Origin of the sequence: Alistipes intestinihominis, assembly GCF_040095975.1 — a bacterium.
GTDB classification, from domain to species: Bacteria; Bacteroidota; Bacteroidia; order Bacteroidales; family Rikenellaceae; genus Alistipes; species Alistipes senegalensis.
In genome coordinates this window covers 210,894-227,892 of record NZ_JBBMFL010000002.1, presented here as the reverse complement: position 1 = coordinate 227,892, position 16,999 = coordinate 210,894, and the positions used below count along the sequence as shown (strand labels likewise).

12 protein-coding genes are annotated in these 16,999 nt (G+C 61.4%); 5 read left to right on the top strand and 7 right to left on the bottom strand.

The features are described from left to right. Positions 1–71 precede the first annotated feature (71 nt). Positions 72–2,315: a polyribonucleotide nucleotidyltransferase gene (gene pnp / locus WMO46_RS02490; RefSeq protein WP_019151685.1), complete on the bottom strand. Its 2,244-nt coding sequence runs from the start codon at positions 2,313–2,315 to the stop codon at positions 72–74. A 92-nt stretch (positions 2,316–2,407) separates the two neighbouring features. Further along, on the bottom strand, positions 2,408–2,680 hold the full coding sequence (rpsO, locus tag WMO46_RS02485; RefSeq protein WP_019151684.1) for a 30S ribosomal protein S15: 273 nt from the start codon (positions 2,678–2,680) through the stop codon (positions 2,408–2,410). Between the two features lie 191 nt (positions 2,681–2,871). Between rpsO and WMO46_RS02480 the strand changes: the two genes are divergently transcribed. From WMO46_RS02480 to bla, 4 genes are all read left to right on the top strand, one after another. Further along, positions 2,872–3,882 (top strand): FAD:protein FMN transferase, encoded by a 1,011-nt coding sequence (locus tag WMO46_RS02480; RefSeq protein ID WP_349093724.1) that lies wholly within the window; start codon positions 2,872–2,874, stop codon positions 3,880–3,882. Between the two features lie 9 nt (positions 3,883–3,891). After that, positions 3,892–4,758: a YegS/Rv2252/BmrU family lipid kinase gene (locus WMO46_RS02475; RefSeq protein WP_349093723.1), complete on the top strand. Its 867-nt coding sequence runs from the start codon at positions 3,892–3,894 to the stop codon at positions 4,756–4,758. Between the two features lie 121 nt (positions 4,759–4,879). Then, positions 4,880–5,794 carry an AraC family transcriptional regulator gene (locus tag WMO46_RS02470; protein ID WP_019151681.1) on the top strand — a complete coding sequence of 305 codons (915 nt, stop codon included), beginning with the start codon at positions 4,880–4,882 and terminating at the stop codon, positions 5,792–5,794. Between the two features lie 6 nt (positions 5,795–5,800). Continuing rightward, positions 5,801–6,682, top strand: a complete 882-nt coding sequence (gene bla / locus WMO46_RS02465; protein ID WP_349093722.1) for a class A beta-lactamase, subclass A2 — start codon at positions 5,801–5,803, stop codon at positions 6,680–6,682. Positions 6,683–6,717: 35 nt separating this feature from the next. Here the strand turns inward: bla and WMO46_RS02460 are convergent, their stop codons facing one another. Continuing rightward, positions 6,718–7,245, bottom strand: coding sequence for a DJ-1/PfpI family protein (locus WMO46_RS02460; RefSeq protein WP_026076714.1), 528 nt, complete (start codon positions 7,243–7,245; stop codon positions 6,718–6,720). A gap of 148 nt (positions 7,246–7,393) precedes the next feature. Here WMO46_RS02460 and WMO46_RS02455 point away from each other — a divergent pair, with 148 nt between their 5' ends. Further along, entirely contained in the window at positions 7,394–7,759 is a 366-nt protein-coding gene (locus WMO46_RS02455; RefSeq protein ID WP_019151678.1) for a winged helix-turn-helix transcriptional regulator, read from the top strand. 101 nt (positions 7,760–7,860) lie between these two features. Here the strand turns inward: WMO46_RS02455 and WMO46_RS02450 are convergent, their stop codons facing one another. The 4 genes from WMO46_RS02450 to glgP all read right to left on the bottom strand — a co-directional run bounded on the left by WMO46_RS02450 (position 7,861) and on the right by glgP (position 16,975). Further along, positions 7,861–9,078 carry a glycoside hydrolase family 57 protein gene (locus WMO46_RS02450; protein ID WP_019151677.1) on the bottom strand — a complete coding sequence of 406 codons (1,218 nt, stop codon included), beginning with the start codon at positions 9,076–9,078 and terminating at the stop codon, positions 7,861–7,863. A 7-nt stretch (positions 9,079–9,085) separates the two neighbouring features. Next, positions 9,086–10,405: a glycosyltransferase family 4 protein gene (locus WMO46_RS02445; protein ID WP_317127299.1), complete on the bottom strand. Its 1,320-nt coding sequence runs from the start codon at positions 10,403–10,405 to the stop codon at positions 9,086–9,088. A 142-nt stretch (positions 10,406–10,547) separates the two neighbouring features. Further along, positions 10,548–12,617, bottom strand: a complete 2,070-nt coding sequence (locus tag WMO46_RS02440) for a glycogen debranching enzyme N-terminal domain-containing protein (RefSeq protein ID WP_349093721.1) — start codon at positions 12,615–12,617, stop codon at positions 10,548–10,550. Positions 12,618–12,724: 107 nt separating this feature from the next. Next, positions 12,725–16,975, bottom strand: a complete 4,251-nt coding sequence (glgP, locus tag WMO46_RS02435; RefSeq protein WP_279190880.1) for an alpha-glucan family phosphorylase — start codon at positions 16,973–16,975, stop codon at positions 12,725–12,727. Positions 16,976–16,999: the final 24 nt, after the last annotated feature.

Below are 16,999 nucleotides of genomic sequence, written 5' to 3'. Positions count from 1 at the left end.
CTAATTATGCAATATTCCGGACGGAAAAAAACGACGCATTTCCGTCCGAAATATCCACATTGACAGTCGTTTTAGTCCTCCTTGTGTTCATGGCGCTCCCGGCGTTCCCCGCGGTCGCGGCGTTCGCCGCGCTCTCCGCGTTCGGGACGCGGGCGGCGTTCCCGCTCCACATAGCCTTCGGGCTTGGGAAGCAGCGCCTTGCGCGACAGCTTGAGTTTGTTGGTCTTGGGGTCTACGCCGATTAGCTTGACATCGATCTCGTCGCCCTCTTTCAGACCGGTCTCCTCCATGGTCTCGAAACGCTTGTAGTCGATCTCCGAGATGTGGAGCAGGGCATCCTTGCCGGGCATGATCTCGACGAAGGCGCCGAACGCCACGATCGAACGGATCTTGCCGTGGTACGTCTCGCCCACCTCGGGAATGGCCACGATCGCCTTGATGCGCGCCAGAGCGCCGTCGAGAGCCGCTTTGTCGATGCCGAAGATATCGACATAGCCCAGGTTGTTGTTCTCGGTGATGGTGATGGTGGTGTTCGTGGTCTTCTGGATGTCCTGGATGACCTTTCCGCCCGGGCCGATCACCGAACCGATCATATCCTGCGGGATGGTGATCTGTACGATGCGCGGCACGCAGGGCTTGTAGTCCGCGCGCGGCTCGGCGATGCACTCGGTGAGTTTGCCGAGGATGTGCATGCGGCCTTTGCGGGCCTGCTCCAATGCGGCGGCCAGCACCTCGTAGGAGAGTCCGTCCACCTTGATGTCCATCTGCGTGGCGGTGATGCCGTCCTTGGTGCCCGTCACCTTGAAGTCCATGTCGCCCAGGTGGTCTTCATCGCCCAGAATGTCCGACAGCACGGCCCACTTGCCGGTCTCGGAGTCGGAGATCAGACCCATGGCGATGCCCGACACGGGTTTCTTGATCTTCACGCCGGCGTCCATCAGCGCGAGGGTTCCGGCGCAGACCGTCGCCATCGACGACGAGCCGTTCGATTCGAGGATGTCCGACACGACGCGCACGGCGTAGGGGTTCTCGTCGCCCAGCGGGATCATCGGCTTCAGGGCGCGCCATGCCAGGTGGCCGTGGCCGATCTCGCGGCGGCTCAGGCCGCGTGCGGCCTTGGCCTCGCCCGTCGAGAAGGGCGGGAAGTTATAGTGGAGCACGAATTGCTCGGTGCCCTGCACGAGCACTTCGTCCTTGACCTTCTCGTCGAGTTTCGTGCCGAGCGTCACGGTCGTGAGCGACTGGGTTTCGCCGCGGGTGAAGATCGCCGAGCCGTGGGCTGCGGGCAGGTAGCCCACTTCGCACCAGATCGGGCGGATCTCGTCGGTCTTGCGGCCGTCGAGGCGCTTGCCCTCGTCGAGGATCATGTTGCGCATGGCCTTCTTCTGCACGTCGTCGTGGAAATATTTGTGGATCAGCGGGGCCTTCTCCACGAGCTCCTCCTCCGAGTAGCGGGCCGCGAACTCGGCTTCGAGGGCGTTGAACTTGTCCTCGCGCTCGTGCTTCATCGTGCCGCTCGTGGCGATGGCGTAAGCCTTGTCGTAGAGCTCCTTGATGATCGTCTGGCGAAGTTCCTCGTCGTTGACCTCGTGGCAGTAGGTGCGCTTCACGTCCTTGCCCAGCTCCTTCGAAAGCTCGATCTGTACGGCGCAGTGCTTCTTGATCTCCTCGTGCGCGAACTTGATGGCGCCGAGCATGACCTCTTCCGAAACCTCCTTCATCTCGCCCTCGACCATCAGGATATTGTCGATCGTACCTCCGACCATGATGTCGAGGTCTACCTTCTCCATGTCCGAGTAGTTGGGGTTGATGACGTATTCACCGTCGATGCGGGCTACGCGGACCTCCGAGATGGGGCCGCCGAACGGGATGTCCGACACGGCCAGCGCGGCCGATGCGGCCAGTCCGGCCAGTGCGTCGGGCTGAATGTCCTTGTCGGCCGAGATGAGGGTGACCGTCACATAGACTTCGGCGTGGTAGTCTGCGGGGAACAGGGGACGGAGCGCGCGGTCGATCAGCCGTGCGACGAGGATTTCGCTGTCGTTGGCGCGGCCTTCGCGCTTCATGAAGCCGCCGGGATAGCGGCCTATGGAGGCGTACTTCTCCTTGTACTCTACCTGCAAGGGCATGAAATCGGTGTCGGGTTTTGCATCCTTGGCGGCCACCACGGTGCCGAGGAGCATCGTGTCGCCCATCTTGACGACGACCGAGCCGTCGGCCTGCTTGGCCAGTTTGCCCGTTTCGATCTCGATCTGGCGTCCGTCGGCCAGCGCGATCGTTTTGCGGACTGCGTTGTACAGCTTCTTTTCTTCCATAAAAATAAACCTATAATGTTTTTCGAATTGTTTTTTCACAATGAAAATGAAGGCAACCCCTCTCGGGAATTGCCTTCATTTCTTCCTCGGGACTACTTGCGGAGATTGAGTGTCTTGACGATTGCGCGGTAGCGCTCGATATCGACCTCCTTGAGGTACTCCAGCAACTGGCGGCGCTTACCTACCAGACGCAGCAGTGCGCGCTGGGTTCCGAAGTCGTGCTTGTTGCTTTTGAGGTGGTTCGTAAGGTGGCTGATACGGTAGGAAAACAACGCGATCTGACTCTCGGGCGAACCCGTGTCGGTGTTAGACTTGCCGTACTGGCCGAAAAGCTCCTGCTTTTTCTCAGCTGTTAAATAAGCCATCGTGTAAAATTATTTTTACGTTCCACTCTACGACGCATCCCCCTTACCGTGGATAACGCCAGAGCGTTCCGCAAAGGTACTAATAAATTAAGAATTAAGAATTAAAAATGAAAAATTATTTATCTTTTCGGCCGGAAAACTTACGATATACTCCGGAAAATCGTACTTTTGTGGCTAAACGAGTGGAAATTATGTTGAAAAAGGGTATCTGCGGAGTCTTGGCCGCACTTGTCGCGGCCGCTTTCTGGAGCTGCGGGCGGCGTCCCGCCTACGTCTCGGTGGACGGGGTGATGCTGGGCACGACGCTGCACGTCGCGGCCGACGTGCGGGGCGTCTCGCCGCAGGAGCTTTACGCCGCGGTCATGGAGCTCGACCGCGAGGCCAAGGCGTCGATGTCGATCTACGACCCCGCGTCGCTGCTGAGCCGTCTGAACCGCAACGAAACCGACAGCGTTGACAGCCATATCGCCTTCAACCTCCGTCTGGCCGACAGCATCGGTTCGCTGAGCGGCGGCCGCTACGATGTGACCGTCAAACCGCTGGTCGAGGCGTGGGGATTCGCCGGGAAGGAGCGCGTCGAGCGCCCGAACGTCGATTCGATCCTCGAATTCGTGGGGCGGGAGAAGGTGCGCATCGAGGCGGGGCGGCTGGTGAAGGACGATCCCCGCGTGCAGCTCGATTTCAATTCCGTGGCCAAAGGCTACGTCGTCGATCTGCTGGCGGCGCTGATCGAAAAATACGGCGCCGAGAATTATATCGTCGATGTCGGCGGCGAGGTCCGCTGCCGGGGCGTCAACCCCCGGGGCGATGCGTGGCGCATCGGCATCGAAACCCCCTTCGACGGCAACATGACCAACGGCGAGTATCTTCAGAAACGGGTGCGGATGCACGACGGCGGGCTGGCCACCTCGGGCAACTACCGCCGTTTCTACCTCGATGCCGAGGGGAACAAGATCGCCCACACGATCGACCCCCGCACGGGATGCAGCGCCGTTTCGCGCCTGCTGTCGGTGACGGTCGCGGCTCCGACCTGCGCCGAGGCCGACGCCCTGGGGACCATGTTCCTGGCGATGGGCGCCGACGATGCGCTGGCCGCGGCGGCCGCCATGCCGGGGGCGAAGGTCTATTTCATCCTCGCGGGCGACGGCGACGAATACGAGGAGTATGTTTCGCCGGCTATGGAAGCGTTGATCCTGCAATAACGAGATATAATGAAACAAGCTGTATTTCTCTACAACACGCAGTCGGGCAAAAGGAAGATCGCCCGCAACGTCGAGGGCATCTGCACGGTGTTCCGGGCCTACGGATACGAGATCGAACCCCGGCTGATCGACTTTTCGGCCAATCCCTTCGACGGCTGCGAGACGATCGACCTGATGGTTGTGGCGGGCGGCGACGGCACGGTCAACTACGTGGTCAACGCCATGAAGCGCAAGGGGCTGGACATTCCCGTCGGGGTGATCCCCGCGGGCACGGCCAACGATTTCGCCGGGGCGCTGGGCATGTCGCGCGAACCGCTCGAAGCGGCGCGGCAGATCGCTTCGGGAAGCATCGACCGGGTCGATGCGGGGTGTGTGAACGGGCTTTGGTTCGTCAATATCTTCTCGTTCGGCCTCTTCACGACCACCTCGCAGCGCACGCCCGACGCGCGCAAACACAAGATCGGCAAACTGGCCTACATCATCGAGGGGGCCAAGGAGATCCGTTCGATGCACGCCGTGCCGCTGGAGATCGAGGCCGACGGCGAACGCTTCGACCTGCGGTCGCTGATGGTGCTGATTTTCAACGGCGAGACCGCGGGCGGCTTCCGCCTGGCGCGCCGTTCGTCGATCAAGGACGGACTTTTCGACTGCATTCTGCTGGAAAAGAAGAACTTCTTCCGCTCGACGATGGCCATGTGCCGTTATCTGGCGGGCGGAAACCCGAAGATCGTCCGCCATCTGCGGGCCCGGACGATCGACATCCGTTCGACGATCGACGAGCCGACGGATGTCGATGGGCAGAAAGGCGCCGGATTTCCGCTGCACATCGAGTGCATCGCCGGAGGTCTGCGCATCATGTGCGCAAAACAGCAATAAGGAATCGCTGCGGGCGGAGGGTTCGGAGAGGGATTTGTGAAATATTTTTCCGACTCTTTTTGGGGGCGGTGTTGCGATTTCGGACCGTTTTTGTTACTTTTGTCGGAAAAATTACGACGATATGGCGGATATTGGCAAAACGACACGCGGCGGCGGGCGTGAAAACCTGCGGAAAGTCTCCATCTCCCGGCTCAAAAAGGAGATGAGCGATGTCTTTTACCTTTCGGACGATCTGGTCATCTCCGCACTCACGGCCGACAAGAACACCACGGCCGACTATCCGACCTCGATCGACGGTTTCACGGCCATCATCATGATGGCGGGCGAGGCCACGGTGTCGATCGACATGCAGAACTACAACGTCAAGCCCAACACCATCGTCTTTTTCAACCCCGATTCGATCATCCGCACGGTCAAATGTTCGTCGAACGCCGCGGCTTACCTGCTGGCTTTCTCGAAGTCGTTCGTCAACGAGATTCAGATCGACCTTTCGACCTCGCTGCCGGTCTACATGCGTTTCGGCAAGGCTCCGGTGCTGGAGGTGACGCCGCAGGACGTGGATGAAATCCGCCAGCTGTTCCAGCTCATCAAGACCATGCTCCGCAGCGACAAGGAGCGCTACCGCCACGAGATCATCCGCACGCTTTTCACCACGGCGTTCTACATCATCACCGAGATCAACCAGCGCGAGCAGCCCGGCGAGATCAAACAGGGCCGCTGCGAGGTGCTGTTCGACGAGTTCATGTCGCTTCTCCAGCAGTACAACAAACGTGAGCGCAACGTGAGCTTCTACGCCAAGCAGCTCAATATCACGCCCAAATACCTCTCTTCGGTGGTGAAGGAGGTGAGCGGCAAGACCGCCGCGCGGTGGATCGACGAATCGGTGATCCTCGAAGCCAAGGCCCTGCTCAAATACTCGGGCATGAGCATTCAGGAGATCGCCTACCACCTGAATTTCTCGACCCAGTCCTTCTTCGGCAAATATTTCAAACAGCATACGGGCACTTCGCCCTCGCGTTACAAACGCAAAGGCTGACATGCCATGAAACGGCTGTTTCTGCTCTGCTGCTGCCTCGCGGCGGCCGTGCCGTTTTCGGCCCGCGGCGAATCCCTCGAACGGGCCCTCCGCGCTGTGACCGACTCGGTGCGGGCGACGGTGGGCGTCGCTGTGGTGTTCGGCGACGGCGATACGCTCGCGGTGAACGGCGGACGCTGCTATCCCATGTTGAGTGTCTGCAAGTTCCATCAGGCGTTAGCCGTGCTCGACCGCCTCGACCGCCGCGGCCTTCCCCTCACGACACGCATTCCGGTCCGCCGTTCCGATCTGCTTTCCGGTACGTGGTCGCCGTTGCGCGAAGCCTGCCCCGGGGGCGGCCGGTTCACCGTGGCGGAACTGCTGACGTACAGCGTCGCGCAGAGCGACAACAACGTCTGCGACGTGCTGTTCCGCTTTCTGGGCGGAACGGAGGCCGTGGACCGCTACATCGCCGGACTGGGCATCGGCGAAACCGTGATCGTGGCCGACGAGGAGATGATGCACCGCCATACGGACAACCAGTATCTCAACCGGACCACGCCGCTGGCCGCCGTGCGGCTGCTCGAACGCTTCCGCCGCGGGGAGCTTCTCTCCGCCGCATACGGGGATCTCCTGCTCGAAACGATGTTCGCCACGGGGACCGGGCCCGACAAACTCCGGGGGCTGCTGCCTGCGGATGTCGCCGTAGCGCACAAGACCGGCAGTTCGGACCGCGACGGGCGCGGGGTGAAGATCGCCGACAATGACATCGGCATCGTCCGCCTGCCCGACGGGCGCAGCTATTCGATCGCGGTTTTCGTCATGGATTCCCGCGAGGACGACCGGACCAACGCCGCCGTCATCGCCCGCATTTCGCGGCTCGTCTACGATTACGCCGCCCGGCGATAATGAAAAACCCCTCCGCAGAGGGGCTTTTTCATGCGCTATTTCAGCGCCTCGACCACTTGCCGGATCATCGCCGGGATGGCGTGTTCCTCCTGCGCGGTGAAGAAATTGCCGTCGATTTCGAACGGGGCGTCCGTCGCCACGGGCCCCGTCACGGCGGCCTTGGCCAGCGGATGCACGGCGACACGCCGTCCGGCGGCGACGCCCGCGAATCCGAACATCATCCCCGCGGCGCAGTGGCCGATCATCGGTTTGCCCGTCTCCCCGAAGGTTTTCAGCACCTCCATCAGGTCTTTGTTCCAGGGCTCGCCGGCATGCTGTGCGAAGACCGGCACGGCGTCGCCGCAGGCGAACACCAGGGCGTCGTACTCGGCTTCGTGGCCTTTGAGGTTGGCGATCACGTCGTCCGCCGTCAGGCCGATGCCCGAGTTGGTGCGGATCTCGCGGCTCTCGGCCACGGCGAACACGGTGCAGGGAATCTTGTTCTCGAAAAACGTCTCCAGATACTGGAACAGGCCCATCCCGTTCACGGGATTCACGGCCACGACAGCTGCTCTTTTTGCCATGATTGCAATTCGTTTAGTGATACGATGGTTATTTTCGGTAAGTTTGTTATCTTTGCATACAAAGATAGGGCGAATCGCCTGCAAAAACAAGAACGCACTTAAAAATGAGTAGGTTACACGTGTGTAACCATTGCTGAATGCCAAACGGATGGAAACGGAAAAAAGTTTTCGGAATTTTACGCCCACGGGCCGTTGTCCCGTCCGGGATGTCCTGAGCCGGCTGGGGGACAAGTGGTCGATGCTGGTGCTGCTGACGCTGCACGCCAACGGCGTGATGCGTTTCAGCGAGATCCACCGCACGCTGGGCGACATTTCGCACCGCATGCTGACCGTCACCCTGCGGACGCTCGAAACCGACGGGATGATCCGCCGCAAAGTCTACGCCGAGGTGCCTCCGCGGGTGGAGTATGACCTTACGGAGCGCGGCGGGAGCCTGCTTCCGCATATTTTCGGACTGGTGGAGTGGGCGCAGGACAATATGGAGGCCATTCTCGGCGCCCGCCGGAAATCCTGAGCGGCATCCGCCGGGCACGGAGCCTTTCGGCGCGCATGTCCGGCCCGAACCGAAAAACGGGTCCCCGCCGGGGACCCGTTTCGTCATCGTCTGCGACGCACTCAGGCGCGCTTCTTCGCCGTCTTGGCCTCGATGGCCTTGTCCAGCTCGATGCTGAAATCCGAGAGGACGTTCATGTAGTTGATGAAGGCGTCGTAGGCCGAGTCGTAGGGATTGAAATAGGAGTGCACGTCGCCGTCCGACAGCCACTTGGTAGCCATGTAGTAGAAGTGGTCGGAGGTCTGCATGAAACTCCACACGTAGTCGAAATCGGGGTTTTTCAGCGTCGTGACCTTCTCTTTCAGGGCGTAGAGCTTCGAGAACGCCTCGTTCTGCAACTCGTTGCCCAGCCATGCCGTCACGTCGCGCTCCTCGTCGGCCCACGACATCACGTGCGGGCAGTGGAGCACGGCCACCGGCTGGTATTTCTTCGCCGCTTCGGTCACCGTGGCGAATTCCAGTCCGTTTTTCTTGGCCAAAACCGCTTTGGGAAGCGCGCGCATGAATTCGAAGATGCCCGTGTCGGCGGTCTGGTGTTCGCCGAACGTCTCGTAGTCCATGAACAGGTTCACCACCTCGCCCGGCGTCTCGTCCGAAGAGAGCCATTGCACGTATTTGTCCACCGTCAGCGGCCACTGGTCCCAGCTCTTGTTCGAGAAGCGGAACGCGATGTCGTCCGAGAGCTTGTAGTTGCGCAGCAGCAGGCGCAGCTTCTGGTCGATGGCGTTGGCATAGACGTAGTTGGGCGACTTCCAGCCCAGCACGTGCTTGGCGCCTTCGGCCAGCATCGTGCGGAAGCCCATGCCGGCCACCATCTCGCCGATCTCGTCCGAATAGATCAGCTCCGTGTTGCGGAACGCCGTGGGCTTCACCCCGAACTCCTTCTTGATGAGGGCGGTGTGCAGTTTGACCTGCTCCCGGAAATCCTCCTTCGAAGCCAGCGAGGCCAGCGAGTGCGAATAGGTTTCGGCCAGGAACTCCACGCATCCCGTCGCCGCCAGCTCCTTGAACGAGTCGAGGACTTCGGGGGCGAACGCACGGAACTGCTCGACGGCGATGCCCGTGATCGAGAACGAGCAGCGGAACCTGCCCTTGTTCTCTTTGATGAGTTTCAGCAGCAGGGCGTTCATCGGCAGGTAGCACTGGCGGGCCACCTTCTGCATGATCGAGCGGTTCAGGAGGTCATCCAGATAGTTATGGTCTTTGCCCATGTTGAAGAAACGGTATTTCTTCAGACGCCAGGGCTGATGTACCTGAAAATAGATGCAAACGGTTTTCATGGCGATACTATTTTGATTGTTTCTCATTCTCTTCGATCACGGCCTCGTAAACCGTCTTGATCTTTGCCGCAGCGTCGTTCCATTTGAGATTGGTGACCTCTTCGAGCCCCTTCGAGGCGAACATGCCCGAGAGGGCGGGGTATTTGATCAGTCCGTAGATGGCGTCCGCGAGGGCGTCCACGTCCCAGTAATCGACTTTCACGGCGTAGTCCAGCACCTCGGCCACGCCGCTCTGCTTCGAGATGATGACCGGAACGTTCGACCGCATCGCTTCGAGGGGCGAGATGCCGAAGGGCTCCGACACCGAAGGCATCACGTATACGTCCGACAGCTGGAACATTTTGTGCACGTCCTCTCCGCGGAGGAATCCCGTGAAGTGGAACCGGTCGGCGATGCCGAGCCGCGCCACGCGGCGGATGACATGGTTCATCATGTCGCCCGAGCCGGCCATCACGAAGCGCACGTCGGGCACGCGCTTCAGCACCTTGGCGGCGGCCTCCACGAAATAGTCGGGCCCCTTCTGATAGGTGATGCGTCCCAGGAAGGTCACGATCTTGTCCTTGACGCCCCGTTCGGGCACTTTGCCGCTGTTCTCGGCGAAGCGCACGGCGTTGTGCACCGTCACGACCTTGTCGGCCGGGACTCCGTAGCGGTTGATGACGATGTTGCGCGTGAGGTTCGACACGGCGATCACCCGGTCGGCGGCGTGCATGCCGGCGCGTTCGATGGCGTAGACCTGCGTGTTGACGTTCTCGCCCGAACGGTCGTATTCCGTGGCGTGCATGTGCACCACGAGCGGTTTTCCGGAGACGCGCTTGGCGGCGATGCCCGCATAGTAGGTGAGCCAGTCGTGGGCGTGGATCACGTCGAACTGCCCTTCCAGATCCTTGGCCACCTGCGCGGCGACCACGGCATAGCGGGCGACCTCCTCCATGAGGTTGGCGCCGTACTTGCCCGAAAAGGTGTAGCGTTGTTTCCAGGCGTCGGTCGTTGACCAGGTCCGCTCTCCCGACTTGACATATTTCTCGTGATAGACCTCGTACTCCTCCGGCGAGATGTAGGGAACCATGTTCGAGTCGATGTGGATGAACGACATCTTTTCCAGAATGTCGTCCGCACCGCTTCCCGTCGAACCGTACATGGCTTCCACGTCGCTGGCGTTCAGCACGTGCGTGAAGCGCTGGTCCTCGTCGCCGTAGGCGTGCGGGACGACGAACGTGACGTTGACGCCGTTGCGTGCCAGTCCGCGGGTCATTCCGTAGCAGGCCGTTCCCAGTCCGCCCGCAATGTGGGGCGGAAACTCCCATCCGAACATTAATACTCTCATACCGTTATTCCTTGTTTTTTACTTATTCATCGTTTTCACGCATCCCGAGGCTTCCGATTCACGGCTCGCGGCCGTGTTTGCAAGTCCGACTCTTTTCTGAATCCCCGCCGTGGCGGAGACCTCCTGTCGGCACGACGCTGTTTTATCTCTTGGCGGTCGCTTTTTTCGCTGCGGGCTTCGCCGCTTTTGCGGCGGACGCCTTCTTGCCGGCGCTTTTTCCGGCCTTCGCACTCTTCGCCGCCGGCTTTTTCGCGGCTTTCTCCGCCTTTCGGGGCTTCTCTTCCGGCCGCCGGCGCCGGATCATGCCGTAGATGTCCAGCACGGCCGCCACGCTCCACGCCTGCGAAATGGCTCCGCGGGGTGAGAACGGGGGATCGGCGTCGAACAGCTCTCCGATCGAACCGATGCCGTAGGTCTGGATGTCCTCCTCGAAGTTGGCCAGCATCTCTTCGGCCTGCGGCAGGAACGAATCGCCGTTGACATCGAAGCAGGCCCGCACGTAGAACGACAGCAGCCACGGCCATACCGAGCCGTTCTTGCCGGCGAAGTCGCGTTCGGCGGGCGTACCCTCCTGCGAACCCTTGTAGAGCGGGTTGCGGGGCGAGAGCGTCCGCAGCCCCTTGGGGGTCAGGAGGTGTTGGCTCACGGTGCGGATCACCTCCAGCTGGGTCTGCTCGTCGATCATCTTGTAGGGGAGTCCGCAGGCGAGGATCATGTTCGGGCGGATCTCCTTCGAAGTCCCTTCGCAGCCGATGCAGTCGGCCAGATAGCCCTCCGGCAGACGGAACAGTTCGTTGAACGACGCCGCGGTCCGTTCGGGCAGCGACTCCCAGGCTTTCACGAACTTCTTGTCGCCGTGTTCGCCCGCCAGCCGCAGCGTGTAGCGGACGGCATTGTACCACAGGACGTTGACCTCGACCTGATAGCCGTTGCGCGGGGTGACGGGCACTCCGTCGATCACCGAGTTCATCCACGTCAGGGGCACGCGCTCCGACGAGGCCCATACGAGCCCGTTCTCGTTGAGCAGCACCCGTCCCGCGACGCCTTGCTTATAGGCTTCCAACACCCGTTTCATCGCCTCGCCGTAGCGTTCCCAGACGGCTTTGGCGCCGATCTGCTCTTCGAGCCGCTGCAACGTCCAGAAGAACCACAGCGGAGCGTCCGCAGCCACGGCCGCCGAGGCGTCCCCGGCGAACATGCCGTCGTGCATGGTGCGCACCTCGTAGTCGAGGGCGTCGATGCAGTCCTCCTTGTGGTCCTGCTCCAGGGTGATGCCGGGCAGCGAGACGAAGGTCTGGCGCCCCGAAACCCCGTGCCACGGGTAACCCGATATGACCTCCGTGCGGTTGCCCGGACGGCGGATCAGGAACTGCCGCGCCGAGTGTTCGAGGCAGCTGATGAAGTCGATCTTGTGCGTGCGGCGGGCGATGGAGCCTTCGAAGAGCTCTTCGATGGTCTTCGTCGAGCCCATCTCGTCGAGCGACGCCGAGAAGATGATGCTCTCGCCCTTTTTGAGCTCGGTTTCGAAATAGCCCGTCGTCAGCAGGTCTTCGTGCCCCTCGTAGCCGCGGGCGATGTCCTGCTGGTATTCGAAATTGTAGTACCAGTCGGGCGCCGGCACGAATTCCGTGCCGGGTTTGCTCGTCTGGAGGTAGAGCCACGGGAACGAACCGTAGAGGCGGCATTTCACGCCGTTGACCGCCGGATAGGAGCGTCCGTCGGCGGCCATGTTGGCGCGGGTCAGCGCGTGTTTGTCGCGGAAGGCTAGGAACGGGCGCAGTCTCAGACGCGTTTCGGAGTGGGCGTCCACGAGCGTGTAGCGGATCATCAGCTGCGTGCGCTTGTGAATCCAGAGCATCTCCTTCTTGAGAATGACGCCGCCCACGCGGTAGGTGATCGTGGGGGTCGGCGTGTACTCGAAGTCGGTGATGTACTTGTGGCCGCGGGGTTCGTAGACTCCCGGGAAGCGGTGCAGCGCCAGATTGAACGTCTGGTCGTGCTGGATCACCGTCTCGTCGAGCGACGAGAGCAGGACGTAGGTCCGGCCGCTGTCGTCGATCGGCGCCACTATCAGTCCGTGGTAGCGGCGGGTGTTGCAGCAGACGATGGTCGTGCTCATGTATCCGCCGATGCGGTCCGTTGCGAGCATCTCGCGCTGGAGCGAGTACTCCAGGTTGCCCAATTCGCTTTTGTCGAAAGTAAGTGCTGACATATCGCTGTAAAATGCTGTTCGTCCTTATAAAGATATTGAAATTTTCAGAATATTGCAATCCTGCGACTGAAAATCGACATCTTTTTTATCCGTTTCCTTTCGGAAGCCTATGCCCATTTCACCAATGCAAAATCCATGCGATGCGGAAGATGCGGATTGCAGGGATAGATGCGCAGCGCCACGTCGAATGTGCCCGTCTCGTCGGGCGTGTAGTCCAACGCATAGGTCACCAGATTGTTGTCGGTCCGGGTTCGTTCGAGCCGGATCGTACGGACGACGTTGACGCCCTGTCCGCCGACGATCTGGCGGGCGATGACCATCTCCACGCCGATGTCCTCCGGACGGAGGTTGGCGATGTCCACCGTCACCGAGAAGCGGTACTTCTCGCCGACGCAGACGGCCTCCTTGTCGATCTTCACGCGCTCCACGTCCACCGCGCGGACCTGGTCCCAGGCCGCTGAGACCTTGCGCTTCCAGGCCGCGATCTCGCGGGCCAGCAGGCAGGAGTCGGCGCTCAGCTTGCGCTTGCGGGCCGCCAGTTTGTCGTAGAAGCGCTCCTCGTAGTCGATCAGCATGCGGTTGGTCGTGAAGTTCGAGGCGATGTCCGCCACGCATTTCTTGACCGAGGCCACCCATTCGTGGGGGATGTTGTCCGTGCCGCGGGCGTAGTATTTCGGGGCGATCTGCTCCTCGATGGTGTTGTAGATCATCTCGGCGTCGAGTTCGTCCTGGAAGTGCTGGTCGGTGAACGTGCGCTCCATGGGCAGCATCCATCCGGCGCCCTCCTTGTAGCCCTCGACCCACCAGCCGTCGAGCACCGAGAACTGCATCACGCCGTTCATCACGCACTTTTCGCCCGAGGTTCCCGAAGCCTCCAGCGGCCGCGTCGGGGTGTTCAGCCAGACATCGACGCCCTGCACCATGCGGCGCGCCAGCTCCATGTCGTAGTTTTGCAGGAAGATGATTTTGCCCACGAACTGCGGCATGGCGGCCACCTCGACGATGCGTTTGATGAGGTCCTGCCCCGGTTTGTCGTTGGGGTGGGCCTTGCCGGCGAAGATGAACTGCACGGGGCGCTCCTTGTTGTTGACGATCGCCGCCAGCCGGTCGAGGTTCGTGAAGAGCAGGTAGGCGCGCTTGTAGGTGGCGAAGCGGCGTGCGAAACCGATGGTCAGCACGTCGGGCTTGATGCCCTCGATGATCTGGAGCATCTGGCGCGGCGAATCGAGACGCACCTGCGCGGGATCGCTGTAACGCCGGCGGATGTGCTTGATGAGCTTGTTCTTGAGCTTCATGCGCTCCTCCCACAGTTCGCCGTCGGGGATGTCGTGCACCTTCTGCCAGGCCGGGATGTCGTAGACATGGCCTTCGAATCCGTCGGCGAAATAGCGGGCGTAGAGGCGCCGCAGCGACGTGGCGATCCACGTCGGGAAGTGCACGCCGTTGGTGACGTAGCCGATGTGGAGCTCGTTCTTGAAGTAGCCCGGCCACATGTTGCCCAGAATGTCCTTCGACACCTCGCCGTGGAGCCACGACACGCCGTTGACCTCCTGCGAGAGGTTGCAGGCCAGCACCGACATCGAGAATTTCTCGTTGGGGTCGTTGGGGTTGGTCTTGCCCAGGTTGATGTACTGCTCCCAGGTGATGCCCAGCACGTCGGGATAGTGCGACATGTACTGGCGGATCATCGACTCGGGGAATGCGTCGTGGCCGGCCGGCACGGGGGTGTGCGTCGTGAAGAGCGACGACGAGCGCACCACCTCCAGCGCCTCGGAGAACGAGAGCTTGCGGTGGTTCACCAGGTCGCGGATGCGCTCCACGCCGATGAAGGCGGCGTGCCCCTCGTTGCAGTGGTACACCTCGTGTTTGACGCCCACCTTGCGCAGGGCGCGGATGCCGCCGATGCCCAGCAGGATCTCCTGTTTGAGCCGGTTCTCCCAGTCGCCTCCGTAGAGGTAGTGGGTGATCTGGCGGTCCTCTTCGAGGTTGTCCTCGATGTCGGCGTCGAGCAGGTAGAGGTCCGTGCGGCCCACCTGGCATTTCCAGATGCGCGCCGAGAGCGTGCGGCCCGGGAATGCGACGGTGACCGTCATCCAGTTGCCGGCCTCGTCGCGCACGGGCGAGATCGGGAGTTTATAGAAGTTCTGCGCCTCGTAGGTCGCCTCCTGCGCCCCCTGCGCCGAGAGTTTCTGCGTGAAGTAGCCGTAGCGGTAGAGCAGGCCCACGGCGGCCATCGGGACGTTCTTGTCCGAAGCCTCCTTGAGGTAGTCGCCGGCCAGAATGCCCAGGCCGCCCGAGTAGATTTTCAGCGACGAGTGCAGGCCGTATTCCATCGAGAAGTAGGAGATCGTCGTGGTCTTCGGGTCGGGCTTTTCGTTCATGTAGTCGCGGAACTGCGTGTGCACGGCATCGAGCATGGCGAGGAAGTTCGAGTCCTTTTCGAGCTGTTTCAGGCGTTCGACGCTCAGCGCGTCGAGGAATGCGATCGGGTTGCGCTCGCATTCGGCCCACAGCACGGGGTCGATCCCTTCGAACAGGTCGCGGGCGCCGGGGTTCCAGCACCACCAGAGGTTGCGCGACAGCTCTTCGAGGGCGTGCAGCCGCTTGGGCAGCGTCTTATCGACCATCATGCGGTTCCAGACGGGCTTCTCGACGAAAAGCTGCTGGCGCACGAAGTTGATCTGCTCGGTCTTGGCGCCTCCGTCGTCCAGCACGGCGCGGTTGGTGCGCACGATCGAACTCTCGACCGCTTCGGAATAAGCCTGCTCGTAGGCGGCGAAGAGGTGTTCCCAGAGTGCCGTCGTCGAAATTTCGTAGGCCGAGGTGCGCATCTCGTTCACGTGCTTCTCGTCCAGCAGGCTGAAGCGCAGCAGGGTTTCGGCGACCTTCTGTTCGACCTCCCGGTCGTTGTAGTCGTCGCGGCGGACGACCTCCACGCCGGCGTGTTCGCGGTGTTTGTCCACCCAGAGCCCGAATCCCGCCAGCGTCGTGGTGACGGTCGGCACCGAGAAGGCCACCGATTCCAGCGGGGTGTAGCCCCACGGTTCGTAGTAGGAGGGGAAGACCGTGAGGTCCATGCCCACCAGCAGTTCGTAATAGTCCTTGTTGAAGATGCCGTCGGCCTTGTTGAGGTAGGTCGGCACGAAGATCACCTTCACCTTCGATTCGGGACGGGTCAGGACCGAGTCCTTGAGGGCGTTGACGATCGGGTCCCAGGCCGGATTTTCGAGGTAGTGGGTCGTGTATTTGTACTGGCTCCCGTCGATGGGGTTCGACGCATCGGCCAGATGGGCCTGCAAGTCTGCGCGCGGACCGCGGTTGCCCGCGGGTACGGTGATGTAGGCCAGCACCTCGCGCCGGAGTTTGTCCGACTCCGCGAGCTGTTTGAGCGATTCGATGAAGATGTCGATGCCCTTGTTGCGGAACTCGTAGCGGCCGCTGGTGCCGACGATCAGCGGGTCGCCCGCGAACTTCTCGCCCAGGCAGGCTTCGGCCACTGCGATCATCGCCTTGCGGGCCTCGTCGCGCTTGGCGTAGTACTCCTCGCCGGTCCACACGAAGTCGTTTTCGAAGCCGTTGGGCGTCACGCCGTCCGGCTCGCGGCCCAGCAGGTATTTGCATTCGTTGGCCGTGATGTCGCTCACCGTGAGGAAGGCGTCGTGGTATGCGGCGGCCATCTTCTCGATCGAATGTTTGGCCGTGACGTTGAACCGCCGGGCCAGTTCGTCGGCGTTGAATTTCGTGAGGTCGTTGTAGAGCGGCAGTCGGTTGCCGGCGATGCAGCGGCCCATGACCGTGGCGTGGGTGGTGAACACCGTGGCCACGTAGGGGGCGCGGTTGCGCAGGTAGAGGCCGCCGGCGGCGGTCATCCATTCGTGGAAATGCGCGGCGGCCTTGTCGGTCGGGGCGCAGAAGGTCTCGACGTAGGAGGCGATCACCACGCCCGCGGCCCAGCCGAAGAGCACCGGCTCGATGTAGTCCCACTGTCCCGAGATCGAGTCCACGTGGTACGACTCCCAGAGGCTTTTGAGGATCTCGTCCTTGCGGGGGATCAGCGACGAGAAATCGACCAGCACCGCCGTCGGTTCGCCCTTGATCTTCCAGCGGCCGACGCGCACGCGGACGCCCTCGTTGTAGAGTTTCTGGCGCCATGCCTTCAACAGCGCGGGGTCCTCTTCGAACTCGGGGTTCACGCCCTCGTGCGAGAGGTCGGGGCCGAGCAGGATGTAGCGGTCTGCGAATTTGCGGATTACGGTCTGTGCCTTGGTGGAGATGACGGTGTGAATGCCGCCGACCTTGTTGCATACCTCCCAACTAACCTCGAACAGGAAGTCGGGAGAGTGTTTTGCATTGCTCATATGTTATGCTTGTTTGTAATTTCT

Bases quoted from the DNA above. Each gene is read 5' to 3' on its own strand.
- pnp (WP_019151685.1), bottom strand. From the start codon at position 2,315: ATGGAAGAAAAGAAGCTGTACAACGCAGTCCGCAAAACGATCGCGCTG.
- WMO46_RS02450 (WP_019151677.1), bottom strand. From the start codon at position 9,078: ATGAAAACCGTTTGCATCTATTTTCAGGTACATCAGCCCTGGCGTCTG.
- WMO46_RS02480 (WP_349093724.1), top strand. From the start codon at position 2,872: ATGTTGAAAAAGGGTATCTGCGGAGTCTTGGCCGCACTTGTCGCGGCC.
- WMO46_RS02470 (WP_019151681.1), top strand. From the start codon at position 4,880: ATGGCGGATATTGGCAAAACGACACGCGGCGGCGGGCGTGAAAACCTG.
- rpsO (WP_019151684.1), bottom strand. From the start codon at position 2,680: ATGGCTTATTTAACAGCTGAGAAAAAGCAGGAGCTTTTCGGCCAGTAC.
- WMO46_RS02445 (WP_317127299.1), bottom strand. From the start codon at position 10,405: ATGAGAGTATTAATGTTCGGATGGGAGTTTCCGCCCCACATTGCGGGC.
- WMO46_RS02475 (WP_349093723.1), top strand. From the start codon at position 3,892: ATGAAACAAGCTGTATTTCTCTACAACACGCAGTCGGGCAAAAGGAAG.
- bla (WP_349093722.1), top strand. From the start codon at position 5,801: ATGAAACGGCTGTTTCTGCTCTGCTGCTGCCTCGCGGCGGCCGTGCCG.
- glgP (WP_279190880.1), bottom strand. From the start codon at position 16,975: ATGAGCAATGCAAAACACTCTCCCGACTTCCTGTTCGAGGTTAGTTGG.
- WMO46_RS02455 (WP_019151678.1), top strand. From the start codon at position 7,394: ATGGAAACGGAAAAAAGTTTTCGGAATTTTACGCCCACGGGCCGTTGT.
- WMO46_RS02460 (WP_026076714.1), bottom strand. From the start codon at position 7,245: ATGGCAAAAAGAGCAGCTGTCGTGGCCGTGAATCCCGTGAACGGGATG.
- WMO46_RS02440 (WP_349093721.1), bottom strand. From the start codon at position 12,617: ATGTCAGCACTTACTTTCGACAAAAGCGAATTGGGCAACCTGGAGTAC.